General features: G+C 73.7%; 21 protein-coding genes and 1 riboswitch. Of the genes, 2 read left to right on the top strand and 19 right to left on the bottom strand.

The window, feature by feature from the left end; genetic code table 11:
- Positions 1–4 precede the first annotated feature (4 nt).
- The 5 genes from Y09_RS00770 to Y09_RS00750 form a co-directional block, all read right to left on the bottom strand.
- Positions 5–2,959, bottom strand: a complete 2,955-nt coding sequence (locus Y09_RS00770) for an RNA helicase (RefSeq protein ID WP_053915758.1) — start codon at positions 2,957–2,959, stop codon at positions 5–7.
- Positions 2,956–3,921 (bottom strand): diacylglycerol kinase family protein, encoded by a 966-nt coding sequence (locus tag Y09_RS00765; protein WP_053915757.1) that lies wholly within the window; start codon positions 3,919–3,921, stop codon positions 2,956–2,958. Before Y09_RS00765 ends, Y09_RS00770 begins: the two co-directional genes overlap by 4 nt.
- Positions 3,918–4,826 (bottom strand): twin-arginine translocase subunit TatC, encoded by a 909-nt coding sequence (gene tatC, locus Y09_RS00760; protein WP_234695588.1) that lies wholly within the window; start codon positions 4,824–4,826, stop codon positions 3,918–3,920. Before tatC ends, Y09_RS00765 begins: the two co-directional genes overlap by 4 nt.
- A 68-nt stretch (positions 4,827–4,894) precedes the next feature.
- Positions 4,895–5,218: a Sec-independent protein translocase subunit TatA gene (gene tatA / locus Y09_RS00755; RefSeq protein WP_053915755.1), complete on the bottom strand. Its 324-nt coding sequence runs from the start codon at positions 5,216–5,218 to the stop codon at positions 4,895–4,897.
- A gap of 129 nt (positions 5,219–5,347) precedes the next feature.
- Entirely contained in the window at positions 5,348–7,396 is a 2,049-nt protein-coding gene (locus Y09_RS00750) for a WYL domain-containing protein (protein WP_234695587.1), read from the bottom strand.
- A gap of 68 nt (positions 7,397–7,464) precedes the next feature.
- Here Y09_RS00750 and Y09_RS00745 point away from each other — a divergent pair, with 68 nt between their 5' ends.
- Complete coding sequence (locus Y09_RS00745; RefSeq protein ID WP_053915753.1) at positions 7,465–8,640, top strand: DUF3866 family protein; 1,176 nt, start codon at positions 7,465–7,467, stop codon at positions 8,638–8,640.
- Positions 8,641–9,015: 375 nt separating this feature from the next.
- Here Y09_RS00745 and Y09_RS00740 read toward each other — a convergent pair whose 3' ends face one another.
- The 7 genes from Y09_RS00740 to fmt all read right to left on the bottom strand — a co-directional run bounded on the left by Y09_RS00740 (position 9,016) and on the right by fmt (position 15,061).
- A complete protein-coding gene (locus Y09_RS00740; RefSeq protein WP_053915752.1) occupies positions 9,016–9,498 on the bottom strand; it encodes a PH domain-containing protein in 483 nt (160 codons plus the stop codon).
- Positions 9,499–9,505: 7 nt separating this feature from the next.
- Entirely contained in the window at positions 9,506–10,363 is an 858-nt protein-coding gene (gene hisG, locus Y09_RS00735) for an ATP phosphoribosyltransferase (protein ID WP_010551581.1), read from the bottom strand.
- Between the two features lie 75 nt (positions 10,364–10,438).
- Positions 10,439–10,702 (bottom strand): phosphoribosyl-ATP diphosphatase, encoded by a 264-nt coding sequence (locus tag Y09_RS00730; RefSeq protein ID WP_010551582.1) that lies wholly within the window; start codon positions 10,700–10,702, stop codon positions 10,439–10,441.
- Between the two features lie 73 nt (positions 10,703–10,775).
- Positions 10,776–11,483 (bottom strand): nicotinamide riboside transporter PnuC, encoded by a 708-nt coding sequence (gene pnuC / locus Y09_RS00725; protein WP_053915751.1) that lies wholly within the window; start codon positions 11,481–11,483, stop codon positions 10,776–10,778.
- 90 nt (positions 11,484–11,573) lie between these two features.
- A riboswitch (FMN riboswitch) is annotated at positions 11,574–11,692 on the bottom strand.
- Positions 11,693–11,718: 26 nt separating this feature from the next.
- The gene (gene rpe / locus Y09_RS00720) at positions 11,719–12,405 is read right to left on the bottom strand and encodes a ribulose-phosphate 3-epimerase (RefSeq protein ID WP_053915750.1); all 687 of its coding nucleotides are present in this window, start codon (positions 12,403–12,405) and stop codon (positions 11,719–11,721) included.
- Complete coding sequence (locus Y09_RS00715; protein WP_053915749.1) at positions 12,402–14,099, bottom strand: RsmB/NOP family class I SAM-dependent RNA methyltransferase; 1,698 nt, start codon at positions 14,097–14,099, stop codon at positions 12,402–12,404. The genes rpe and Y09_RS00715 overlap by 4 nt, the downstream gene beginning before the upstream one ends.
- Complete coding sequence (gene fmt / locus Y09_RS00710) at positions 14,096–15,061, bottom strand: methionyl-tRNA formyltransferase (protein WP_053915748.1); 966 nt, start codon at positions 15,059–15,061, stop codon at positions 14,096–14,098. Before fmt ends, Y09_RS00715 begins: the two co-directional genes overlap by 4 nt.
- A gap of 84 nt (positions 15,062–15,145) precedes the next feature.
- On the opposite strand from fmt, the gene Y09_RS00705 reads away from it, so the two are divergent.
- Positions 15,146–16,387 carry an MFS transporter gene (locus Y09_RS00705; protein WP_053915747.1) on the top strand — a complete coding sequence of 414 codons (1,242 nt, stop codon included), beginning with the start codon at positions 15,146–15,148 and terminating at the stop codon, positions 16,385–16,387.
- Positions 16,388–16,465: 78 nt separating this feature from the next.
- On the opposite strand, the gene Y09_RS00700 is transcribed toward Y09_RS00705, so the two are convergent.
- From Y09_RS00700 to dop, 7 genes are all read right to left on the bottom strand, one after another.
- Complete coding sequence (locus Y09_RS00700) at positions 16,466–18,130, bottom strand: DASS family sodium-coupled anion symporter (RefSeq protein ID WP_053915746.1); 1,665 nt, start codon at positions 18,128–18,130, stop codon at positions 16,466–16,468.
- 64 nt (positions 18,131–18,194) lie between these two features.
- The gene (locus Y09_RS00695) at positions 18,195–20,315 is read right to left on the bottom strand and encodes a primosomal protein N' (RefSeq protein ID WP_053915875.1); all 2,121 of its coding nucleotides are present in this window, start codon (positions 20,313–20,315) and stop codon (positions 18,195–18,197) included.
- 152 nt (positions 20,316–20,467) lie between these two features.
- Positions 20,468–20,851 (bottom strand): FKBP-type peptidyl-prolyl cis-trans isomerase, encoded by a 384-nt coding sequence (locus tag Y09_RS00690; RefSeq protein ID WP_010551590.1) that lies wholly within the window; start codon positions 20,849–20,851, stop codon positions 20,468–20,470.
- Between the two features lie 38 nt (positions 20,852–20,889).
- Complete coding sequence (locus Y09_RS00685; protein ID WP_053915745.1) at positions 20,890–21,843, bottom strand: FKBP-type peptidyl-prolyl cis-trans isomerase; 954 nt, start codon at positions 21,841–21,843, stop codon at positions 20,890–20,892.
- Between the two features lie 124 nt (positions 21,844–21,967).
- Positions 21,968–23,374: a Pup--protein ligase gene (gene pafA / locus Y09_RS00680; RefSeq protein ID WP_053915744.1), complete on the bottom strand. Its 1,407-nt coding sequence runs from the start codon at positions 23,372–23,374 to the stop codon at positions 21,968–21,970.
- 4 nt (positions 23,375–23,378) lie between these two features.
- The gene (locus Y09_RS00675; protein ID WP_010551593.1) at positions 23,379–23,570 is read right to left on the bottom strand and encodes a ubiquitin-like protein Pup; all 192 of its coding nucleotides are present in this window, start codon (positions 23,568–23,570) and stop codon (positions 23,379–23,381) included.
- 28 nt (positions 23,571–23,598) lie between these two features.
- Positions 23,599–25,233 (bottom strand): depupylase/deamidase Dop, encoded by a 1,635-nt coding sequence (gene dop / locus Y09_RS00670; RefSeq protein ID WP_053915874.1) that lies wholly within the window; start codon positions 25,231–25,233, stop codon positions 23,599–23,601.
- Between the last annotated feature and the right edge of the window lie 10 nt (positions 25,234–25,243).

The following is a 25,243-nucleotide window of genomic DNA, read 5'->3' as shown; positions in this document are numbered from 1 at the left end:
ACGCTCATCGACCGATCTCCTGGGCGACAAGGCCGCGGCGCACGCCGTCGATCGCGGCGCGCGCGGTCCTGCCCAGGCGCTCGTCGGCGGTGAGCTGGTCGAGCAGGTCGATCACCTGGCGGCAGTGGCGCACGAAGTCGCCCGGCGGCAGGTCGTTGCCCTCGAGCGCGGCGGCCAGGTGCGCGCCGCGCGCCCAGCGGTGCACGATCGCCGCGATCGCGGGATCCGGCGGGAGGGTGGGGTCGATGCCGTGCCGCGCCTCGGCGGACTGCAGCTCGGCGGCGATCCGGCTCGAGGCCTCGAGCGCCGCGCCGACGGCAGGATCGGGGATCAGCTCCGGCGCACGGTCGTCGCGGCGGGTCTCGTGGACGGCGGCGGAGACCACGGCGGCGAGCCCCGGCGCGTCCAGACCGTCCCAGGCGCCGTGCTCGAGGCATTCGGCGATCAGCAGGTCCCGGTCGCTGAACAGGTGTCGCAGCCGCATCCCGCTCGTCGTGGGCACGAGCTCCTCCCCGTCCTCGCCCGTGTGCTCGAGATAGCCGAGCTCGAGCAGCAGGTCGGTGAGGCGGTCGAAGCGGCGGGCCAGCGAGCTGGTGCGACCGCTGATGCGGCGCTGGACGCCCTCGAGCTCCCCGCGGGACTTCCGCCACCGGCCCACCCAGCGCAGGTGCGACTCGAGATCCGGGCAGGCGGCGCAGGGGTGCTCGGCCAGCTGTGCGCGCAGCTCCTGCAGGCGGGGGTCCTGGGCGGCGGTGGAGGGGGTGCGGCCGGCGCGCCGGCGCACCTCGCGGCGGACGTCGTCGTCCTGGCCCGCCAGGCGCTGTCGGAGCGCGGAGGCGGTGTCCTTGCGCGCCTTGCCGCTGCCGAGCGCCTCCTGGCGCGGCAGGCGCAGGGTGTCGATGACCGCGGGCGGGGAGGGCACGTCCCCGGGGCGGAGGCTGCGGCGGCGTCCCTCGGTGTCCAGCAGATCCACCTGGGGGCCGCCGAGGACGTGCCGGTCCACGTCGAGCACGACGGCGTAGCCGCGGCGCTTCCCGCCGGGCAGTGCGATGATCTCGCCGCGGCGCAGGTCGCCGAGGACGCTGCGGGTGCGGTCGCGGTCCGCGGCGGCCCGGGCCTGGGAGAGCTCCTTCTCCCGCGCGCTGATCGCCTCCTGGATCCCGGCGTACTCGAGCAGGTCGCCGCGCTCGCAGGTGACCGCCGCGCGGTAGTCCTCGACGGTGTCCTCGAGCTCGCGGGCGCGCCGGGCGAGCCCCACCACGGATCGGTCCGCCTGGAACTGGGCGAAGCTGGTCTCGAGGGTCTCGCGGGCGCGGGAGAGGTCGAAGCGGTCCAGCAGGTTCACCGCCATGTTCGGGGTGGGGCGGAAGGCGGAGCGCAGCGGGTAGGTGCGGCGCGAGGCGAGGGAGGCGGCGGCCGGGGCGTCGAAGCGCGGCCCGCCGACGATCACGGCATGCCCCTCGGTGTCGATGCCGCGCCGTCCGGCACGTCCCGTGAGCTGGGTGTACTCCCCGGGCGTGAGGTCGGCGTGCTCGACGCCGTTGAACTTCACGAGCTTCTCGAGCACCACGGAGCGGGCCGGCATGTTGATGCCGAGGGCGAGGGTCTCGGTGGCGAACACGACCTTGAGCAGCCCGCGGGCGAAGAGCTCCTCGACGACGGTCTTCAGCAGCGGCAGCATCCCGGCGTGGTGGGCGGCGTAGCCGTCCAGGACGGCGCGGCGGAAGGCGTGGAGGCCCAGCACCTCCTCGTCCTCGACGCCGATCTCGGCCAGGCGCTCGTCGAGGACGGCGCGGATCTCGCCCCGCTCGTGGTCGTCGGTCAGGCGCAGCCGGGCCCGGGCGCACTGCTGGACGGCGCCCTCGCAGCCGGCGCGGGAGAAGATGAACATGATCGCGGGCAGCAGCGCGGCATCATCGAGCAGCTCGACCACCTCGGGGCGGCGCATCGGACGGCCACCGGCCCCGCCGCGAGAGCCGCCGTGCCGACCGCCCTCGTGCCGCGAGCCGTCACGTCCCGAGCCCGGACCGTGGTGGCGCGGCCCCTCGTGCTCGCCGCGCCGGTCCCCGCCCCGCTCGCCGCGCGGCGAGCCGTGGCGTCCGGCGCCGCGGGGGCGGTGGCGGCCGCGGGTGCCCTTCCGGCCGCGATAGCCGCGGCCGCGCTGTCCCCCGCTGCGCTCGTCCACCGGCAGGGAGAAGGAGGTGATCCGCTCGATCTCGGGGTTGACCTGACGATCGCTGCGGGCACCGGGGCCGTGGGAGACGACGGCCTCCCCGTCGGCGTCGACGAAGAGGTCCAGCAGCTCCTCGCCGACGATCACGTGCTGCCACAGCGGCACCGGCCGCGTCTCGGAGACGACGATCGAGGTCTCGCCCCGCACCTCCTGGAGCCAGGCCCCGAACTCCTCGGCGTTCGAGACCGTCGCCGAGAGCGCGACCAGCTGGACGGAGCGGTCCAGGTGGATGATGACCTCCTCCCACACGGGGCCGCGCAGCCGGTCGGCGAGGTAGTGCACCTCGTCCATCACCACGAAGCCCAGCCCGTCCAGCAGGTCGGAGTCCGCGTAGAGCATGTTGCGCAGCACCTCGGTGGTCATCACGACCACCTCCGCGGTGGGGCGGATCGAGGTGTCGCCCGTCAGCAGGCCGACGCGCTCCGCGCCCAGCCAGTCCGCGAGCTCGCCGAACTTCTGGTTCGACAGCGCCTTGATCGGCGCGGTGTAGAAGACCTTGCGGCCCTGCGCGAGCGCGAGATGCACCGCGAACTCGCCGACGACGGTCTTGCCGGCGCCGGTCGGGGCGGCCACCAGCACGGAGCGGCCGTCCTCGAGGGCGCGGCCGCCGGCGAGCTGGAAGTCGTCCAGCGCGAAGTCGTAGCGGGCGGTGAACGCGGCGAGCTCGGAGTTCTCCCGCCGCTTCTCCTCGGCCCAGGCGGCGTACTTCTCGGAAGGAGAGGTCACTGCGCTCCCCCGTCGACCGCCCTCTCGCCGCGCAGCGCCGAGAGATCGGCGAGCAGGCGCACGGCGCCGGGCAGCACACGCGCGGTCAGGGGCAGCAGGGAGCGAGCCTCCCCGTCGGCGTAGGCACGCAGCGAGCGGCCGTGGCGCAGTCCCACGGTCACCTCGCGCACCGGGCGGATCCGCACGCCCTCGAGCCCGGTATGGGTGCCCTTGAAGACGCGGGGGAAGAAGCGCAGTAGATCGCGCCTGCCCAGTCCCTCGACGCTGAGCAGCTCGAGCTGCCCGTCGTCGATGCGGGCGTCCGGGACCATCTGCATCCCGCCACCGTAGACCCCGGAGCTGCACAGGGACAGCAGCGTCGCGTCGATCTCGAACCGCTCGCCGCCGTCGATCTCGAGCCAGTACGGCAGCGGGGTGAAGGTGGGCAGCTCCCGCAGCACGGCGGTGGTGTAGCGGACGGTGCGGGACGCCCGGGAGCTGTTGGCCCGGGCGTTGACGATCGCGTCGAAGCCGAGGTTGACGTTGCCGAGCGCGAGGGACCGGTGGGGCAGCGCGTTCTCCCCCGCGGAGGTCACCTCGATCGCGTCGATGGTGACGACCGGGCGGGACAGCGCGTGCAGCAGCGCGCGGGTGGACTCCTCGGGATCGTTGATGCTGAGCCCCAGCGAGCGGGCGAAGTCGTTGCCGCTCCCGGCGGGCACGATCCCGAGCCGCACGGGGGTGCCCGCGACGATCTCGGCGCCGAGCGAGACGGTGCCGTCCCCGCCCACCACCACGAGGGCCGTCAGCGAGTCGCGGACCTCCTCCGCCCGGGCCCGGGCGACGTGCGCGCTGGGACCGGAGAGGTCCACGACCGAGATGCCCGCGAGATGGAGCAGATGCCCCACCTGCCGGCCCACGCGATGGGCGGTGCCCTGGGCGGCGGTGGGGTTCGCGAGCAGGCCGACGCGGAGTCTGCTCACCGTCCGCCCTCGTCGGGCTCGTCGAGCCGGGAGGGGCCGTCGATCTTCTCGACCTCGTCGTCGATGCGGCTGGCCTCGTCGTCGTCGAGGTCCTCGTCGCCGCTGCGCTTCGCCCGGCGCCGGTCGTGGAGCATCGAGATGACGATCGCTCCGAAGAAGAGGCTGGCGATCGTGGCGGACATCGCGATGAGGGTGATCGGCTCGGGCGTGGGCACCATGACTGCGGTGAAGGCGAAGCTCAGGAAGATGATCCAGCGCCAGGCCTTCAGCATCGCGCGGCCGCTGACCAGGCCCATGAAGTTCAGCAGCACCATGACCACCGGCACCACGAAGGCGACGCCGAAGGCGAGCATGGTCTTGACCAGGAGCGAGAGGTACTCGTCGTAGCGGATCAGCTGCTCGACCTGGTCCGTCTGGGGCGTGAACGTCAGCAGCACGGGGACGAGCTGGTTCACGGCCCAGTACCCGGCGAGGCAGCCGAGGAAGAACAGCGGGATCGCGGAGCCGAAGAAGCCGATCGCATACTTGCGCTCGTTCTTGTGCAGACCCGGCATCACGAACAGCCAGATCTGCAGCATGATCATCGGCGAGGAGAGGATCAGACCCACGTAGGCCGACATCTGCAGGCGCACGTTCAGCCCGGTGCCGACGCCCTGGAAGTTCAGGTAGGCGTTCAGGCCCTGCTCGGAGGCGAGCTCGAAGGGTCGCTTGAGCGCCTCGAACACCCACGGGAAGACGATCCATCCGACGATCGCGAGCAGCAGCACCGTGACCGCGCTGATGACCAGGCGGTTGCGGAGCTCGGTGAGGTGCTCGCCGAGGGACATGCGTCCCTCGGGATCGCGTCCCCTCTTCGTCGCGGGTGCGCCCTGCGCCTGGTCGTGTCCCTGTGTATCACTCGCCACGGATCAGTTTCCTCCCAGCCCGGCAGGACGGGACGGGCTCACGGCCCTGCCTCGTCCCGGCGCGGAGCTCAGTCGCGGCGGTAGGGCTCGTCGTCCTCGCGCGGGGCGCGGACGGTCTCGCGGTCCTCGCGGAGATCGCGGTCGCGGGGGTCGTACTCACGGTCCTCACGGGCACGGTCGTCACGGGCGCGGTCCGAACGGGCGGGACGCTCGTCCTCCGTCTCGTCGTCCCCGCCCTTGTCGTCACCGCGCATCTCCTCGACCTCGCTCTTGAAGATGCGCATGGACTTGCCCATGTTGCGCGCGAGTCCCGGAAGCTTGTTGGCCCCGAACAGCAGGATCACGAGCACGATCAGCAGCACGATCGCCCAGGGGTTGCGGAAGAAGTTCATGGAAGTCCCTTTCAACAGCGCCATGACTCAGCGCAGGCGCGCCCATCATCCCACAGCGGACTGGGCGTCGGACGGGCCGCCACGGCGACGGCTCGGCCCACCGCACGGCGGGTCGTCCCAGGGTAGCGCCTAGCGAGGGGTGTGACGTGCAGCGCCCGCGCGCGCCACAGTCACGATCGTGTCTCTGAGCGCGGCAGGGGACAGCACCTCGGCGGCGCCGGCGGATTCCAGCACCGCGTCCACGAGCGGTGCCCGCACCGGGCCCTCGAGTCGGGCGTAGGTCGCGCCACCACCGGCGCCGGCGCCGTCCGTGCCGTCCTCGCCGGGGCCGCCCCCGCCGTCGCGCAGCTGGGTGGCGGCGAAGGACTCGGCGATCCAGTGCCCGGCAGGCTCCAGGCGCAGCCACACCTCGCCCTCGACACGGCCGGAGAGGTCGGCGTCGACCCCGGGAGCGGGCCTGCTCATCGGGGTCCCGGCCGGCAGGATCTCCACGATCCGGTCCAGGCGGAAGCGGCGGCGGCCGCCGGCGAGCTCGCAGTCGGCCACGAGATAGGAGCGCGCCCCGTCGGACTCGATCCGCTCCGGACGGATCCTGCGCACGCTCGTGCCCGAGCGGTCCGTCGAGGAGTAGCGGATGGTCAGCGTCGCCTCGTCGGAGCCCTGCTCGGCGCGCAGCGCGGCGCCCACCGCGGCGAGCACCGTCTCGGCACGGTCGGCGGTGCGGGCGGCCCGCTCGTCGGCCGAGATCGCCTCGGCGATCTCCTCGCGGCGCGGGACGGGCGGGGCGGGGGCACCCTCGGCCGGCGCCTCACCGGACATCGCAGCCAGCAGCTTCGCCCGGGCGGAGTCGACGACCTGCTCCGCCTCGCCCGCGGCGGGCTCGAGGGCGGCGAGCCCGGCCAGCAGCGCCGTGATCTCGACGGCGCTGAGGCTGAGGGCACGGCGCAGCGGCTCCGCATTGCGCACCCGCACGGTGCCGTGCTGCCACTCCGCCTCGATGAGGTCCTCCCAGCCGGCGCCCATGTCGCCGCAGACGAAGAGCACCTGCAGGTCGTCCACCAGCTGCTTCTCGCTGACGCCGAGCGCCTCGGCGAGCTCGGCCAGGTCCGCCTCGCCGCGGCTCATGACGAAGGACGCGGCGGAGATCAGGCGCGAGAGGTGGTCGCCGCTCTGCGGGCTCACCCGGATCCGGGGGGCGGGGCGCGGCGCGGCGGCCTCGAGAGCCTCGAGCGCGGCGGTGCCCTCGTGGCGCGCGGCGACCGCCTCCAGCACCTCGGCGATCTCGGCGCGCCAGGCGGCGGGCTCGAGCAGCTCGACCCAGCGCACGTCGGCGAGGACCAGGCGGCGGGTCGCCGGGCGGGGCAGCTCGGGCAGGCGCAGCTGCTCGGCCTCGAGCGGGGCGACGGCGCGGTCGCGCAGGGCGAGCGCCTTGTAGGGGGCGGCCTGCAGCAGCGCGGAGGCCCGGTCGTCGCTGTCGAGCATCCGCTCGAGCACGTCGGCGAGGTCGATGTCGTCGCGGCGGGGCGCCTTCGCGGCGGGGCCCTCGGCGGGGAAGGACTCGATCCTCGAGGCGCGGAACACGCGGGGCGCGTCGCGGTCGCGGTCGTGGCCGTAGACGTACCAGTGCCCGTCGTGGACGCCGACGACCCACGGTTCGACATGGCGCTGAGCGGGGGCGCCGTGCGTGCCGCGATAGGTGAAGCGCACCGAGCGCCCGGTCACCACGGCGTCCAGCAGCGGGGAGAGCACGGGCAGGGACTCGACGGCGCCGCGCGGTGTGCGCCGCAGCAGGTCGGGGTCCGCGTCGTGGCCGAGGCTCAGCAGCTTCGCGCGCACGCGCCGGGCCGCTCCCCCGGCGGTCGCATCGTCCCAGGCGCGGCTCGCGGCGAGCAGCACCGTGTACTCCTCGGTCGTGAGATCGAGCACCGCCGTGGAGGGCGAGGCGTCGATCCGGTAGTGCACGGTGTTCTCGTCGAGCACGTCCCGCTCGGCGACGAGCGGGAGCCCGAGCTCGAGGATCGCGGCCTTGTCGCGCTCGAACATCCGCTCCGCAGCCTGCTCGGACGTCGCCTCGGCGTAGTCGGGGATGACGGAGAAGAGCTTCGCGCGGTCCATCCGCCGTCGCGAGCCGATCGTCATGATGACGTTGAGCAGTCTCTCCACGTTCTTCGAAGCCACCCGCCCAGACTAGCCGGACGGGATCACGGGGATGCGGAGCTTCCGCCGCGCGCCTCTAGGCTGGGGCCATGCTGCGATGGGAACGGGGCACCGTGAGTGCCGTGACCAGCTCCTGGCCCGGAGTGGACCGACTCGAGATCGATCTGGACGACGGGGAGGGGACGCTCAGCGCGATCGCCTACGAGGAGCTCACCGGGCGTCCGCGCGCCGGCGAGCAGGTGCTGCTGAACACCAACGCCGTGCGGCGCGAGCTCGGCACCGGCGGCGACGCGATGGTCGTGGCCCGCACCGAGGTGCTCCCCGAGGCCGCCGAGGTGCGAGGCCACATGGTCAAGGCCCGCTACACGCCGATGCAGACCATGGTCGACGCGCTCGACGACCCGGACAGCGAGCACTACGAGACGGTCCGGGCGGCCACCGGCATCGACGGGATGCCCGTGGTGGTCGCGGACCTGCACTCCTCCCTCCCTGCGATCGTCGCCGGGATCCGGGCGCGGCGCCGCTCGGCCCGGATCGCCTACGTGCACACCGATGCCGCGGCGCTGCCCGCCGTCTACTCGAGGAGCGCGGCCCGACTGCGCGAGGCGAACCTGCTCACCGCAGTGATCAGCGCCGGGCAGTCCTTCGGCGGCGACCTCGAGGCGGTCACGGTCCACTCGGCGCTGCTGGGTGCCCGGCACGTGGTCGGCGCGGACGTCGCGATCGTGATCCAGGGCCCGGGCAATCTCGGCACCGGCACCGGCTGGGGCTTCTCCGGCATCCAGACGGCGGAGTCGCTCCACGCGACCTCGGTCCTCGGCGGCGTGCCGATCGCGACCCTGCGGGTCTCGGAGGCCGACGAGCGGGAGCGGCACCGCGGCCTGTCCCACCACTCCTCCACCGCCTACGGGCGGGCGCTGCTCGCCCCGGTGCACCTGCCGGTGCTCCCCCGGACTGACTCCCGGTACAACTCTTTTCATGAGTCAGTGCGGAAACAGGTCAAGAGCACGATCCTGAAGCCGGCGAAGAAGCGCGGCGTGCTGCACCACCTCACCGAGGTCGATGCCAAGGGACTGCGCGATGCGCTCGAGGAGATGCCCGTGCGGATGACCACGATGGGACGGACCCTCGCCGAGGACTACGCCTCCTTCCAGTACGCGGCCCTCGCCGGGCGCTGCGCGGCCGAGCACGTCCGCGGCGCCGGCGGCGGCTCGGGCGGCGCGAAGGGCGAGTCCAAGGGGCCCAAGGGAGGCGCGAAGCGCTAGAGGCCCCGGCGCCGGCACGGGCCCGACGGGGTTGCCGGGACAGGCGACCGACGGAGTTGCCGGGACAGGCGACCGACCGAGTTGATCGACTCGAGGTACCAGGAAAGTGGTACCCGACGTCGAACAACTGGCCGTCCTGCCCTGCGCCGCGGCCGGCGGGGCCGTCCCGTGAGGTTGATCGACGTGAGGTACCAGGAAAGTGGTACCTGAGGTCGAACAACTGGCCGGGCGGAACCGCGGCGGTGCGAGCCGGGCTGCACCGTGGGGTTCTTCGACGAGAGGTACCAGCAAAGCGGTACCTGAGGTCGAACAACTGGCCGTCCGGCCGACCGATCCATGTCGGCCGTCCGATCCGCGTCAGCCGCGTCAGCCGCGTCAGCCGCGCTGGGCGTCGCCCTCGCCGTGGGCCTCGCCGCGCTCCTGGACCAGGTGCAGCAGGCGGTGCGCGGCGGAGATCGCCCGCTCCCCGTCGTAGCGCTGGATCGCGTGCAGCGGATGGGTGCGCCCGTCCGCGAGGTCGAGATGGGCCCAGGGATCGCCCATCGGGAAGCTGATCCCGAGCACCTCGGGCCATTCGAAGGTACGGGTGCGCATGAGGTTGCGGACCTCGAGCCCGTCGGGGCGGGCGACCACGCGCACCGAGGCCTCGAGATGGCAGAATAGCGCGATGAGCAGGCCGATCATGAGCAGGCCGAGCCGTCCGCCGAGCTGGAAGCTCGTGATCATGACCGCGCCGCCGATCATCCCGGCCATCACGATGGCGGCGGTGATGTAGGCGGCCCAGCGCACCGCCCGCGGACGGAACACCTCGACGGCGCGTGCGTCGTCCAGGCCCGGGGTCCCTGCGGCACTGCTCATCGGGATCTCAGATGCGGCAGGCCTGGATCGCCGTGACCAGGATGGCGCGGGCGCCGGCCTCGTAGAGCTCGTCCATCATGCGGTGCGCGGAGCGGCTGTCGACCATGGCGCGCACGGCCGACCACTCCCCGCCGTGCAGCGGAGAGACGGTCGGGGACTGCAGGCCGGGGGTGATCTCGACCGCCCGCTCCAGCAGCGCGGAGGGGATGTCGTAGTCGAGCATGACGTACTCGCGGGCGACGAGCACGCCGCGGATGCGCCGCTCGAGCACCTCGAGCGCGTGCTGCGCCTCGTCGTCCAGCTCCATGCCGGGGCGGGAGAACAGCACGGCCTCGCTGGTCATGATCGCCTCGCCGAAGGGCTCCAGACCTGCCTCGCGCAGCGTGGTGCCGGTCTCGACGACGTCCGCGATCACGTCGGCGACGCCGAGGCGGATCGAGGACTCGACCGCGCCGTCGAGGTGGACCACCTCGGCGCTGATCCCCCGCTCGGCGAGGTAGTCCTCCACGAGGTTCTCGTAGCTGGTGGCGATGCGGGAGCCCTGCAGCTCCTCGACGGTGCTGTGCGTCCCGGCGGGCGCGGCGAAGCGGAAGGTGGAGCGGGCGAAGCCCAGCGAGAGGATCTCCTGGGCCGGGGTGCGGGAGTCCAGCAGCATGTCCTGGCCGGTGATGCCGACGTCGACCGTGCCGGAGCCGACGTACACCGCGATGTCCCGGGGACGCAGATGGAAGAGCTCCACCCCGTTGTCCTCGTCGACCACGACCAGCTCCTTGGAGTTGCCGCGGCGGCGGTAGCCGGCCTCCTGGAGCAGGTCGGCGGCGGGGTCGGACAGGGCGCCCTTGTTGGGCACGGCGATGCGGAGCACGGATCCTCCTCGGCCGATGCGGCGGCCTCGAGACGGGTGGGACGGGAAGTCGGGGGCGAGCGGCGCGGGGCCGGCTCAGAGATGTCGGTAGACGTCCTCGAGGGAGATGTCCTTGGCGATCATCATGACCTGGAGGTGGTAGAGCAGCTGGCTCATCTCCATGGCGGCGTCGTCGGTGGACTCGTGCTCGCAGGCCATCCACACCTCGGCGGCCTCCTCGACGATCTTCTTGCCGATCTGATGGACGCCGGCATCGAGCTCCGCGACGGTGCCCGATCCCTCGGGTCGGGTGCGTGCCTTCTGGGTCAGCTCGGCGAACAGTGCCTCGAAATCCTTCACGGGACCAGGGTACGCGTCCCGGCAGGTGCTCCGCGGTGCGGACCGCCTGCCGGGCACGCGCCCCGCCCGTGGCTCAGCCGCGGCGGACCGTCGGGTCCAGGTGCGCGGTCTCGACCGTGACCCGGTCGGCCTCCGCGTCGCGGCGACGGCGCACCCGCCACCAGACGAAGAAGCCGGTGAGGGTGAACGCGCCGTAGAAGAGGTACATGAACGCGCTCGCGTAGTAGCCGGCGCTCCACAGCAGCGGCACGCCGACGAGGTCGACCGCGACCCAGATCAGCCAGAACTCGACCCAGCCCTTGGCCATGCCGAAGGTCGCCAGCAGGCTGCCCATGAAGATCCAGGCGTCGGCCCAGACCGGCTCGTAGGAGCCCAGCGCCCGGAACAGCGGGGTGAGCGCCGCGGTGCCGCCGACGAGCACGACGAGCAGCAGGGCGCGGGTGCCCCAGGAGGCCCAGACGGGCTCGACGGCGGTGCCGTCCTCGTGCTTCGCCTGGCGCCAGCGCACCCAGCCGTAGACGCTGGTGGCGATGAACATGATCTGTCGGCCGGCCTGGCCGAGCAGGTCGACGGAGTTCGGGTTGCCGAAGACGCTGCCGAGGAAGACGGTCAGCAGCAGGGCGTTGCCCAGGATGCCGATGGGCCAGGCCCAGACCTTGCGGCGCATGCCGCCGAGCGCGCTGAGCAGTCCGAAGACGTTGCCGAGCACCTCGCGGAGCAGGAGGAACTGGCCTCCGCCGAATTCGATCTTGGTGTCGAAGAGCCACTGCAGGAGATCCATGTCGGTCCTTTCACCTCGGATGCAGTGGCTCCGGGGGAAAAGGGTTGCCTGCGGGGCTCGGGGAGGCGTGCGCCGTCCCGGGACCTGCGGGACGTGCGCCTCTCATCCAGGCTGTACTGTCGGTGCCGGAGTTCCACCGGCTCCACCGCAGGATGCGGGTCGCGGACTGTCACCGCCGGCTCGGACTTTCACCGACCCCGGAGCACGTCACAGGATGTGACGGAGCAAGGATAGGTCAGTGCGAGGCGTGGGCGCCCGCCAGTTCGCGCAGGGCGGAGATCTCCTCGGCGGCGTCCTGCGCCTTGTAGATCGCGGAGCCCGCGACGAAGACGTTCGCGCCCGCCTCGGCGCAGCGCTCGATCGTCTCGCGGCTGACGCCGCCGTCGACCTGGATCGAGACCTCGAGGTTCGCCTCGGAGATCGCGCGGCGGGCCCGACGGATCTTCGGGAGCATCGTCTCGAGGAAGCTCTGCCCGCCGAAGCCGGGCTCGACCGTCATGATCAGCAGCATGTCGAACTCGCCGATGATGTCGATCAGCGGCTCGACCGGTGTGGCGGGGCGGAGGGCGACGCCGACCTGGGCGTTCTTGCGACGCAGGTCGCGGGCGAGCTTGACGGGGGCGCGGGCGGCCTCGAGGTGGAAGGTCACCGAGGAGGCGCCGGCCTCCGCGAAGACGGGGGCCTGGTTGTCGGCGTCCTCGATCATCAGGTGCGCGTCGATCGGGATGGGGCTGCGCTCGACGATCTGCTCGACCATGCTCGGTCCTAAGGTCAGGTTCGGCACGAAGTGGTTGTCCATGACGTCGACGTGGACGCTGTCGGCGCTGGAGATCTTGTCGAGCTCGGCGCCGATGGACATGAAGTCGGCGTTGAGGATGCTGGGGTGGATGAAGCTGGAGTCGGTGGAGTACGAGATGCTCACGAGCTCGGGGTTCCTTCCTCGGTGGGGACGGGGAGCCTGCGCAGCAGGCAGATGAACATGGCGTCGGTGCCGTGGACGTGGGGCCACAGCTGCACGTCGGGGCCCTCGCCCAGCTCGACCTCCTCCCGCACGGCGGGCAGCAGGCCGGCGCGGACGGCGGGGCGGGCGTCGAGGCGCTCGACGTCGTCGCGGCGCTTGAGGACGTCGGCGACGATCAGGCGGGTCTCGGCCAGGTGCGGCGAGCAGGTGACATAGGCGACGACGCCGCCGGGCGCGGTCGCGTCCAGCGCGGAGGTCAGCAGGTCGCGCTGGATCGCGCCGAGCTGGCCGACGTCCGCGGGGGTGCGGCGCCAGCGGGCCTCGGGCCGGCGGCGCAGCGCACCGAGCCCGGAGCAGGGGACGTCGGCGAGGACGCGGGAGAACTCCCCGGGCCGCTCGGCGCCGATGGTGGTGCCGTCCGCGGTGAGGGTGGTGATCTCGCAGCCGGCCTCGCGCAGGCTCGCCACCGCGCGGTCCACCAGCTCGGTGCGGTGCTCCTGCAGCTCGACGGCGAGGAGGTCGGCGTCGTGGTCGATGGTGAGCCCGCCGAGCAGGGCGGTCTTCCCGCCGGGGCCCGAGCAGAGGTCGAGCCAGTGGGCGTCGTCGGTGAGGACGAGGTCGTCGGCGCCAAGCGCGAGGGAGAGGGCCGCGAGCTGGGAGCCCTCGTCCTGGACGGCGACGCGGCCCTGCTTGACCAGGTCCATGCCGCCGGGGTCGCCGGAGGGCCAGGCGGCGGCGAAGACGGAGAGCCGGCCCTGGCTCGCGCCGTGGTCGATCAGCTCGTCGAGGTCGGTCAGCCCCGGGCGCATCACGAGCGAGACCGCGGGGGCCTGGTTCTGCGCCTCGAGCAGCTGGTCGATCTCGTCGCGGGAGCGGCCGTTCCCGGCGAGGGCGTCGGACAGGGCCCGCACCACCCAGCGGGGGTGGGAGTGGACGACGGCGAGATGCCCGGTGGGGTCCTTCTCGCGGTCCGGGGCGACCTCCGCGATCCAGGTGGCGAGGTCCTTCTCCCCCACCCGGCGCAGCACGGCGTTGGCGAAGCTCGCACCTCCCGCGCCGACCTCGGCGCGGGCCAGGGCCACGGTCTCGGAGGTCGCGGCGTGCGGGGCGACGGTCATGTCCAGCAGCTGGTAGGCGCCGAGGCGGAGCACGTCCAGCAGCGCGGGCTCGACCTTCGCCAGCGGTCGGTCCACGCAGGCGGCGATGATCGCGTCGAGCCGGCCCTGGGCACGCAGCGAGCCGTAGAACAGCTCGGTGGTGAAGGCGGCGTCGCGGCCGGAGACGCGGTGGCTGCGCAGCAGGCGGGGCAGGACGAGGTTCGCGTAGGAGTCCTCCTCGCGCACCAGGCGCAGCCCTTCGAGGGCGACCTGGCGGGAGGGGGTGGAGGCGCGGGAGCGCTCGGAGGGGCGGGAGGAGGACCAGCCGCGGCGCGGGCCGCCCTGACCGCGGGAGCCGGAGCGCTCACGGCCCTGCGCGTCGCGGGGTAGATCACGACGGTCGTCCCGCCGACCGCCCCGGTCATCGCGCCGGTCGCCGCGATCGTCCCGTCGACTGCCGCGGTCGTCCCGGCCTCGGCGATCGTCGCGGCCTCCGCGGTCGTCCCGGCCGCGCCGGCTGTCGTCGTGGCGGCGCCCGCCGCGTCGGTCCTCGCTCATGCGCGTGCTCCGTCCTGCTGGTCGTCCTCGAAGCGGGCGTCGGGGCCGAGTCCCGCCCCGCGTGCCCAGTCCGCCGCGCGCATCGGACGCTTCCCCGCCGGGGCGAGGGTCGCGATGGCGAGCGGGTCGGTGCCGGTGCCCACGAGCACCTGTCGCTTGGTGGCCGCGAGCGCGCCGGGGTCCGACGGGGCGCTCGCGCGCGAGGCCTCCTCGACGGACTCGAGGCCGAGGATCTTGGTGCGGGCCCCGTCCAGGAGCGTCCACGCGCCGGGCTGCGGGCTCATGCCGCGGATGTGCGCGGAGACCTCGTCCGCCGAGCGGGTCCAGTCGATCCGGGCCTCGGCGGTGGTGAGCTTCGCGGCGTGGGTCGCGGCCGCGTGGTCCTGCGGGGTGAGGGTCGCGGTGCCGTCCTCGAGCGCGTCGAGGGCCTCGAGCAGCAGCGCGGCGCCGTCCTCGGCCATCCTCTCGAGCAGCTCTCCGGAGGTCTCGAACTCGCCGATGGCGGTGGGGGCGGCGGCGATCACGTCGCCGGTGTCCAGGCCCTTCTCGAGGCGGAACACGCTCATCCCGGTCTGGCGGCGGCCGGCGAGCACGGCCCGCTGGGCGGGGGCGGCGCCCCGCAGCTCGGGCAGGAGGGAGAAGTGGAGGTTCACCCATCCGTGGCGCGGGATCTCGAGAGCCGCGGGCGGCACGAGGTTGCCGTAGGCGACCACGGGCGCGGCGTCCGGGGCGAGATCGCGCAGCTGCTGCTGCACCGCCTCGTCCCGCAGCGTGGCGGGGGTGAGCACCGGCACCCCGGCCTCGAGGGCGAGGGACTTCACCGGGGACGGGGTGAGCCTGCGCCCGCGGCCGGAGGGGGCGTCGGCGCGGGTGAGCACGCCGACCACCTCGTGGCGGGAGTCGAGCAGGGTGCGCAGGGAGGGGAGGGCGGCCTCGGGGGTGCCGGCGAAGATCAGACGCATGATGGCCCGAGTCTACGGTCCCACCGGCGGCTCCTGCCGGGCCGTGCCTACAGTGGAGGCCATGAGGCAAGCGCGGTGCGAGGGATGAGCGGGATCGACCCGATCCCGGGCCATGCGCTCGGCTCCCCCGCCTATCGACGGATGCAGCTGGCGCTGGTCTGCGCGGGCATCGCCTGCTTCGCCCAGCTGTACTCCCCGCAGGGGATCCTGCAGCTGATCTCCGCCGATCTCGGCATCGGGCCGGAGCAGGCGGCGCTGACGGTCTCCGCCGCGACCGCCGGGCTCGCGCTGGCGGTGATGCCGTGGTCCTTCGTCGGCGATCGCCTCGGCCGGCGTCCCGCCATGATCCTCGCCGTGATCGCGGCGACGGTGCTGGCCCTGGCAGCGGCCTGGTCGCCGAGCTTCCCGCTGCTGCTCGTGCTGCGCCTGCTGGAGGGGATGGCGCTCGGCGGGGTGCCGGCCCTGGCCATGGCGTATCTCTCCGAGGAGGTCGATGCGCGCTCGCGCGCGGTCGCGGCGGGCTGGTTCGTGGCGGGGACGACGCTGGGCGGCCTGTCGGGCCGGGTGCTGGCCACCCCGGTCGCCGATGTGCTCGGCTGGCGGGCGGGGATGACCGCGGTGGTGATGCTGGCGGTACTCGCCGCGGCGGGATTCGTGGCCCTCGCCCCGCAGGAGCGGCGCTTCGTGCCGCGGCGGCGGGCATCGGGCGGGTCCGTCCCGGGTGGACGGGCGGGCCGGCTGCTCGCCCCGCTGCGTGATCCGGGCCTGCTGGCGCTGCTGGCCTGCGCGTTCCTGCTGATGGGCGGGTTCGTCGCGGTCTACAACTATCTCGCCTTCCACCTCAGCGGCCCGCCCTACCTGCTGCCCGCCTCGCTGATCGGGCTGATGTTCCTCGCCTACCTGGGCGGCACCGCCTCCTCCCCGCTCGCGGGCCGGCTCGCGTCCCGGCACGGGCGCCTGCCCTTGATGCTGGGCGCGATGGCGGTGATGCTGATCGGCCTGCTGCTGACGCTCGCCGCTCCCCTGCCGGTGCTGATCCTCGGCCTGGTGCTGATGACGGCGGGCTTCTTCGGCGCGCACTCGGTCGCCAGCGGCTGGGCGGGCACGCGCGTGCCCGGCGCACGGTCCCAGGCGACGGGGCTGTACAACCTCGCCTACTACGCAGGCTCGAGCGTGCTCGGCTGGGCGCTCGGCTTCGTGCTCGCCGGGGCCGGCTGGGGCGGGGTGGTCGCCGCGGTGAGCGCGGCCGTGGTGCTCGCGGGCCTCGTCTCCGCGGCGCTGCTGCGCGACGTGGACCGGCCCGCCGCGTCGGCCGGGATCTCCTGAGCACCCGCACGCGGCGCCGTGACCCGTCGCCCGGGACCAGGGCGCCGACGTCACGGCCCCGGGCGTGCCCGTCCCGGCTCAGTACACGAGAGAGAACACCCACACGGCAAGGGTCATGGTCGTGGCGCAGATCAGCACGATGCCGATCAGGTTCAGCCACAGCCCGGCCGCCGCCATCTGCGGGATCCGCACGTAGCCGGAGCCGTAGGCGATGGCGTTCGGCGGCGTCGCGACCGGCAGCATGAACGCGCACGTCGCGGCGAGCGCCACGGGGATCGCCAGCAGCATCGGGTCCACGCCGATGCCGACGGCGACCGCGGTCGCGACCGGGAGGAAGGTCGCGGCGGTGGCGGTGTTCGAGGTGAGCTCGGTGAGGAAGAGGATCCCCGCGGCGACGATCGCGACGATCAGGACCACGGGCAGGCCGCCGATCCCGGCGGTGACCTCGCCGATCCACTCGGTCAGGCCCGAGGAGCTGAACTGGGCGCTGAGGGCGAGACCGCCGCCGAACAGCAGCAGCACGCCCCAGGGCAGCTTCACGGCCGCGTCCCAGTCCAGCAGGCGCACCCCGCGGGCGGCGCCGGCGGGCAGCACGAACAGCAGCAGCGCGACGACCATGGCGATGCCCGCATCGCCGATCGGCGGGTCGCCGGCCCCTGCGATCTGCCAGATCAGCGGGATGAACACCCAGCTCAGCGCCGCGAGCACGAACACGGACAGCACGCGCACCTCGCCGGAGGAGATCCTCCCGAGTCCGCGCCGCTCCTCGCGGATCAGCTCCGCACCGCCGGGGATCTCGGAGATCTCGGGCTTGAACACGACCTTGGTCAGCAGCAGCCAGGCGATCAGCAGCAACACCACCGCGATCGGGGCGCCGACGACCATCCAGCGGCCGAAGCCGATCGTCACCCCGAACTCCTGGCTCATGTGGGCGGCGAGCAGGGCGTTGGGCGGGGTGCCGATGATGGTGGCGAGGGAGCCGATCGAGGCCGCGTAGGCGATGCCGAGCATCAGGGCGGTGCCGAACTTCGAGCGGACCGCTGAGCTCGCGGTGCCGGCCGATCCCTCGGCCTCGAGGTCGGGGTCGACGCCCTCCCCCGGCTCCTCGCCCTTGCGGGCGGCGTCCTCAAGCCGCAGCCGGTTCACGAGCACCAGCACCGAGACGCCGATCGGCAGCATCATCACGGCGGTGGCGGTGTTCGAGACCCACATGGAGATGAACCCGGTGGCGATCATGAAGCCGAGGATCAGCAGGGAGGGGCTGGTGCCGATGGCGCCGACGATCGCCAGCGCGATGCGCTTGTGGAGGTTCCAGCGCTGCATGGCCAGGGCGAGCATGAACCCGCCCATGAACAGGAAGATGATGTTGTTGCCGTAGGAGGCGCCGACGTCGTCGAAGCGCACCTCGGGGTTCAGCACCGGGAAGACCACCAGCGGGACCAGCGCGGTCGCGGGGATCGGCAGCGCCTCGGTCATCCACCACACGGCCATCAGCACCGCGGTCGCGGCGGTCAGCTTCGCGGCGTGCGGGACGTCCGCGGGCATGACGAGGTAGACCAAGAGCGCGGCGACCAGGCCGACGGCGAGGCCGAGGCGGCGCACCAGCAGCGTCCGGTGGGTCTCGGCCGGGGCGCGCTCACCTTCGGAGACGTCCGAGCGTCCCTCCGGCGCGGTGCGGTCCTCGGGGTCGGCGGCGGGGTCCGGGGCGTGGTGGTCGGACGTCGGGGAGGCGTTCGAGGCCATGGTGGGGGTCCCTTCAGCGCATCGTCGCGGCGGCAGGCGGTGACCCAGAACACTAGCGGATCGTTCAGAACACGTCCGGCGGATCGAGGCGGACGCGCAGGGAGCCGCGGTCCTTGCGGGCGCTGCGGGCCGCGACGCCGGACCGCAGCGCGGCGGCGAGCTCGCGGGAGCGGCGCGGCTCGATCCGCAGCACCGCACGAGCGCGTCCGGCCTGGTCGGGGCCCTCGAGGTCCACGGGGCCGAGCACCTCGGTCCCGTCCGGCAGCTCGGTCGTCTCGAGGAAGCCGCGGCAGGCCTCCCGCTCCCCCACCACCTCGGCGACACGCCGGAACGGGGGCAGGTCCAGCTCGCGCCGGTCCTCCAGCACCCGGTCCAGGAACAGCGCGGAGCGGTGGGCGACGAGGTCGCGGATGGCGGGGAGGGTCGAGGTGCCGACGACGAGCACCTCGCCGCCCTCCTCCGCGGTGCGGACCAGGGAGATGGCGCCGCGCCAGCGGCGGACGGCCTCGACGTCGGCGTCGAAGGCGGCGCGGCCCAGCATCGCGTCGGCGTCGAGCAGCAGGCAGGCGCTGTACCGGCCGGGCGGGGCGGGCTCGGCGCCGGGGGTCGCCACGACGATCCCGTGCTCGGGCACGGCCTCGTCCTCGAGCGGGCCGTGGGCGCCGCCGGCGACCTTCAGCGGCGCGTCGGGGAAGGCGCGGTGGAGCTCCTCGGCGGTGCGGGTGGAGCCGATGACCATGGCGCGCACGTGGGTGCGGTCGCACTCGGGGCAGCGGTAGCCGTCCTCCCGTCGGCCGCAGACGGTGCAGTGCAGAGGCCCGTTCCGGCCGCGCTGCGACAGGGGCGCCGCGCACTCGGGGCAGCGGGCGCGGGTGCCGCAGAAGGTGCAGGCGATCGCGGGGGCGTAGCCGGTGCGCGGCACCTGGACGAGCACGGGGCCCGTCGCGAGGCCCTTGCGCAGCACGCGCATCGCCTCCTGCGGGAGGCGGGAGCGGCCGGAGGGGCCCTCGCGGTCGCGGAGGTACTGGTCCATGGCCACGATGCGGGGGCGGACCGCGGTGACGGGGGCGGGCACGGGATCTAGGCGTGCGAGATAGCCGGCATCGGTGAGGGCGCGCATGGTGACCGACTCGCTCGCAGCGAGGAAGAGGAGGGCGCAGCGCTCCTCGGCGGAGCGGCACTGGAGCACGGTGCGGGTGTGAGGGTAGGGGGCGCGGGGCTCCTCGAGAAGATCGTCGGCCTCGTCCCAGCAGATCACGACGGCGAGGTCCTGCACGGGGGCGAAGGCGGCGGAGCGGCTGCCGAGCACGACCCGGGTCGCGCCGCGCAGGATCCGGCGGAAGGTGCGATAGCGCTTCTCGGGTCCCTCGGTGCCGGCGAGGACCTCGTGGGCGATGCCCCGCTCCGTCAGGACGCGGGAGAGCCGGGCGACGTCGCGCTGATCGGGGGCGATGACGAGGGCACCGCGGTCGGGGCCGAGCGCGGCGATCGACTCGGCCGCGATCGCGGTCCACGGGTCCACGGGGTCCAGCACGAGGGAGGCGCGGGGCACGGGGCCCTCCGCGCTCCCGGCACGGGAGAGCAGGGCCGCCAGGCCCGGGTAGCGGTCGCCGTGGCGCGGTGCGGCGAGGGTATCGGGAGGCGCCGCGGCCCGGTCGTCGCCGTCCGACGCCGCCGGCTCCTCCCCCGACGCGGCCTCATCGGCCGGCGCGAGCCCTGCGGTCGCCGCAGTCTCCTCGGAGGTCGCGGTGACCTCGTCCTCGGCAGGTGCTGGTGCGTCTGCGACCGCCTCCTTCTCCGCCGCGGCGCGGTCGGCCTTCTCTGCGCGGGCGTGACGGGGCGGGAGGGCGAGGCGCAGCACGTCGCCGACGGTGCCGGCGCTGCGCTCGGCGACGTCCTCGCACACCCGCATCATCGCGGGCGGGACGACGACGTCGTCGGAGACCAGGCGGTGCAGCGGGGCGAGGGCCCGGTCGGTGGTGGGCTCGGCGCGGCGCTCGAGCACGATCCCCTCGGTGTCCTTGCCGGAGAAGCGCACCCGCACACGCATGCCCGGACCGGCCGCGGCGGTGTCGGGGGTGACCGCGTACTCGAAGGGACGGTCCAGGTGGGGCAGCACGCCGACGAGGCGCACGCTCGCGACCGGCAGCTCGCTCACGACCTCGAAGCCGGCGGTGGTGCGCAGGCCGGGACCCCGGACCGTATCGGGGCGGTCCGGGGAGGTGGTGGCGTTCTCCGCGGCGGCGGGGACGGAAGCGGCGGGGGCCGCGAAGAGGGGTGCCTGGCCGTCGGCCGGTCCCTCCTCGCGCTCCCCCGCCGCTCCGTGGGCGGTGCTGGTCAGCGCTTGTGCACCGCCACCAGGTCGCACACGAAGATCAGGGTCTCACCGGGGGCGATGACCGGCGGGGCGCCGCGATCGCCGTAGGCGAGGTGGGCGGGGATCTCGAGGCGGCGGCGGCCGCCGACCTTCATGCCCTGGACGCCCTGGTCCCAGCCGGTGATGACCTGGCCGACGCCGAGCTGGAAGCGCAGCGGCTCGCCGCGGTCCCAGGAGGCGTCGAACTGCTCGCCGGTGGAGTGGGAGACGCCGACGTAGTGGACGTCCACGACGTCGCCGCGGCCGGCCTCCTCGCCCTCGCCGAGGATCTCGTCGGTGCTCACGAGCTCGGTGGGTGCGGGGCCCTCGGGGGCGTCGATCTCGGGCTTGGTGCGATCGCTCATGCGATGTTCCTCCTGTGGTGGATGAGAGGGTGCAGGGGTCAGTCTGCCGTGTGGGCGGCGTCGAGGACGTCGACGACGAAGATCAGAGTCTCCCCGCCGAGCTCGTGCGCCTCGGCGTCCTCCCCGTAGGCCTCGGCGGCGGGGATCACGAGCATCACCTGGGAGCCGACCTTGAGGTCCAGCAGGTTCTCGTCCCAGCCCTGGATCACCTGGCCGCCGCCCTGGACGAAGGAGAAGGGCGCGCCGCGCTCCCAGGAGGAGTCGAACGCGGAGCCGTCGGACCACTTCCAGCCGGAGTACTGCATGGTGAGGTAGTCGCCGGCGAGGGTGGTGTCGCCGGTGCCCTGGATCAGCAGCTCGCGGACGGTCTTCGCGGGCGGCTCGCCCTCGCCGGGGCCGGCGATCGACGGCACGCCGTTCCCGTCGAGGGACACCTCGGGATAGGTGCCGGAGGGCGAGCCGGCCGTGCCCTCCGCGCGCAGCGGGGAGACGACCCGGTCCACGTCGGCGACCTGGAGCAGGGAGCGGGCCTGGCCGCTCGAGTCCTGCTGCCATCCGGCCATCACGAAGCGGGAGCCGACCGTCGTGGTGGTGAGCACGTCGAAGGCGGCCTGTCCGATCGTGTCGACCGTGACCTGCACGCCGCCCGCCGGTGCGCCCTGCCACCACGACTGCAGCACCTCGCCGGAGCTCGCGTCGACGTAGAGGTCGCGCCAGATCACGGTGTCGCCGTCGGCGATGGTCGCGCCGTCGCCAGGGACCACGACCTGGGCCTTCGCCTCGGAGATCTCGAGCGGGGCGGTGAACTCGACCGTCGGCTCGGCGCCGAGGTCCTCGCTGACGGTCACGCCCGACAGGGCGTCGCCCCCGCCGTCCGAGGCACCGCCCGCGTCGGAGGCGTCGGAGCTGCTCCCGTCGTCGGTGCAGGCGGCGAGGCCGATGGCGGCGGTCGCGGCGAGGGCGGTGGTCAGCAGCGTGCGGCGGCGGATCAATGGAGGACCTTTCGGATCGGCAGCCCGTGAGCGGGCACCGCACCAGGGTACGGGGCGCTCGGTGGGCGGCGCCTGGGGCAGGGAGTGGCTGTCGTCTCAGGCGGCATGCGCCCGACGGCGGTGCTCAGGCGAGCGGCGGCTCGGCGGCGGGAGCGTCCTGCTCCCGGATCTCCGCCAGCAGGGCGTCGACGGCGGGCAGCTCGGTCGCGAAGGGGTCCATGACCTGCACCGGCATCGCGCCGCGGCGGGTGAGCCGCAGCGTGGTCCAGTCCACGACGTGGTCCACGCCGTGCTCCTGGGCGGCGGTGACCACCTGGCCGCGCAGGTGGGCGCGGGTGGTGGTCGGGGCGACGGTGCGGGCCCGCTCGATCCGCTCCTCGGGCAGGATCGCGGGGGCGAGGCCCCGTCGCTGCAGCGCGAAGAACACGCCGCGGGCGGGGTCGATGTCGTGATAGGCGAGGTCGAGCCGTTCGATCGCCGGGTCCTCGAGGTCGATGCGGCGACGCTCCCTCACCTGGGTGAACAGCCGCTCCTTGATCGCCCAGTCGAGGTTCTGCGCCGCCCAGGTCCGGTCCCCGGTGCGCACCGCGTCCAGGGCCTTCTGCCAGCTCTCGAGCACCTCGGTCTCCTCCCCTTCGGCGAGGTCGGCGACGTGGTCGAGCCAGCGCTGCTGCACCTCCAGCGCGCTGGTCGTGCCGCCGCCGGCGGTGGGCAGGGGTGCGGCGCCGGTGAGGTCGCGGGCCACGGCGCGGATCGCGGCGATGTCGTCGGCCAGGCCCAGCTCGGGCAGGGCCCTGCCCGATTCGATCGCGCGCAGCACCAGGTCGGTGGTCGCGAAGCGCAGGTGTGTGGAGACCTCGCTCATGGTCGAGTCGCCGACGATGACGTGGAGGCGGCGGTAGAGGTTCGCGTCCCCGTGCGGCTCGTCGCGGGTGTTGATGATGGGGCGGGTGCGGGTGGTGGCGGAGGAGACCGCCTCCCACATGTGGTCGCTGCGTCGGGAGAAGACGAACTGCGCGCCCGCCCCCTCGCCCGCCTCGCCGGGGACGGCGGGGGCGACGCCGCCGGCGCCGGTGACGATCTGGCGGGTGACCAGGAAGGGCAGCAGGTAGCGGGGCAGGCGGGTGAACTCGCCGCGCCGGTCCACGAGGAAATTCTCGTGGGAGCCGAAGGCGTTGCCGGCGGAGTCAACGTTGTTCTTGAGCAGGTGGATGCGGGCGTCCTGGCCGGCCTCGGCCAGGCGCGCATCGGCCTGGGCGGTGAGCTCGGCGAAGATCCGCTCCCCCGCCCGGTCCTGGGCCACCAGGTCCCACCAGTCGTCGCACTCGGCGGTCGCGTACTCCGGGTGGGAGCCGACGTCGAGGTAGAGCCGGGCGGCGTTGCGGAGGAACACGTTCGAGGAGCGGCCCATCGCGACGACGGGCCGGAACAGCTCCCTCGCGGCCTCCTCCGGCTCGAGGGCGCGGCTGCCGTCGGCGCGCACGCACACGAGCCCGAACTCGGTCTCCAGACCTCCCACTCGGCGCTTCATCGGGTCACTGGCCGCCCTTCTGCACGAAGGAGCGCACGAAGGTCTCGGCGTTGGACTCGAGGACGGAGTCGATCTCGTCGAGCAGGTCGTCGGTGCCCTGCACGGAGGCGAAGGTCTGGCCTCCGGTCAGCGTCTCGTCGTCGGGCGCGTTCTCGTCGGGGCCGCCGCCGGGGGCGTTCAGGGACTGCTGGGACATGGCGTCCTCCTTCAGGGGTGCGGGTGGGTCAGGATGCGGTGACGGCCCGGCGCAGCGCGTCGAGCACGTCGTCGAGGTCGGAGTCGGGGTCGATGCCGTGGCGGGCGCACCACTCGGCGCTGCCCAGGCGCGGGTCCGCCAGGCGCAGCCGGTGTCCGCCCGCGGGGCCCGCGACGGTGATCGCGTCCCAGCCGGCGGAGGGGACGTGAGCGCCGTGGGCGGAGATCAGCCCGCCGCGCAGGTGGGCACGGGTGCTGGTCGGGGCGGTGGTGATCGCGTCCTCGACCTCGTCGGCGCCCACGAGGGTGCCGACGGCGCCGGCGGCGCGGAGCCTGTCGAACAGGCCCTTGCCGGGGCGGAGGTCGGAGTACTGCAGGTCGACCATGGCCAGCCGCGGATCGGACCAGTCCAGGCCGTGCCGGGCCCGGTAGCGCTCGAGCAGGGAGAGCTTGGCGACCCATTCGACGCGGGAGGCGGCGCGCATCGGGTCCTCCGCGAGGAGGTCGAGGATCTCGCCCCAGGCGCGGAGCACCTGCGCGGTCTCCTCGTCGGCCGCATCGGCCGCGGCGGAGAGCGCCTCGAGATGGGCGCGCTGGATCTCGAGGGCGGTGAGCTCGCGGCCGTCCGCGAGCGGTACCGTCGCCCGCAGGCTCGGGTCGTGGCTGATCGTGCGCACGGCGGCGACCGGGTCGGCCAGCGCCAGGTCCGGCAGGATCCGCTGCCCGGTGCGATGCTCTGCCTCGAGCGCGGCGAGGACGAGGGAGGTGGTGCCGAGCTTGAGGAAGGTGGACTCCTCGAGCAGGTTCGCGTCCCCGATGATCACGTGGAGGCGGCGGAAGCGGCCGGGGTCCGAGTGCGGCTCGTCGCGGGTGTTGATGATCGGGCGGTTCAGGGTGGTCTCGAGCCCGACCTCCGCCTCCATGAAGTCCGCGCGGGAGGAGAGCTGGAAGCCGGGCTCCTGCCCGCGGGTGCCGAGGCCGACGCGGCCCGCACCGACCAGCACCTGCCGGGTGGCGAAGAAGGGCAGCAGCGCCTCGACGATCCGCTCGAAGGGCACGTCCCGGTCCACGAGGTAGTTCTCGTGGGTGCCGTAGGAGGCGCCCTTGCCGTCGGTGTTGTTCTTGTACAGGGCGACCTCGGGGATCCCGTCGGCGCCGGCGAGGATGCCCATCGCCCGCCGGGCGATCTCCTCCCCTGCCCGGTCCACGACGACTGCCTCGCGGGCGCGCAGGACCTCCGGGGCGGAGTACTCGGGATGGGCGTGGTCGACGTACCAGCGGGCGCCGTTGCGCAGCACCGCGTTGCCGATGGACCGCTGCGAGGCCCAGGCGAGGACCTCGGCGTCATCGCCCTCGGGCGCGACCTCCGGGCCCGTCACGGGCGCGTCGAGCTCGACGCTCGGCACATGGGCGTCGCGCACCTCGTCCGTGAGCTGGGTGGGATGGGCGGCGGCGCGCTGCATCTCGAAGCCGCGCGCGTCCCGCAGCGGGGTCTCGTCGCCGTAGTCCCAGCGCACGCGCCGGCCGCGCTCCCCCTCGGCGGGGTCGAGCAGGGCGTAGGCGCCGACGACGAGATGGGACAGCAGGATCGAGCTGCCGGCCCCGGCGCGGGCGCGGTCCTCGACATCGGCGTGCAGCACGCCGAACTCGGTCTCGATGCCCATCACCCGTTCG

This window comes from Brachybacterium sp. SW0106-09, from assembly GCF_001293905.1.
GTDB lineage: Bacteria > Actinomycetota > Actinomycetes > Actinomycetales > Dermabacteraceae > Brachybacterium > Brachybacterium conglomeratum.
The sequence above is the reverse complement of the archived record's forward strand: the minus strand, read 5'-3'. Positions and strand labels throughout refer to the sequence as shown.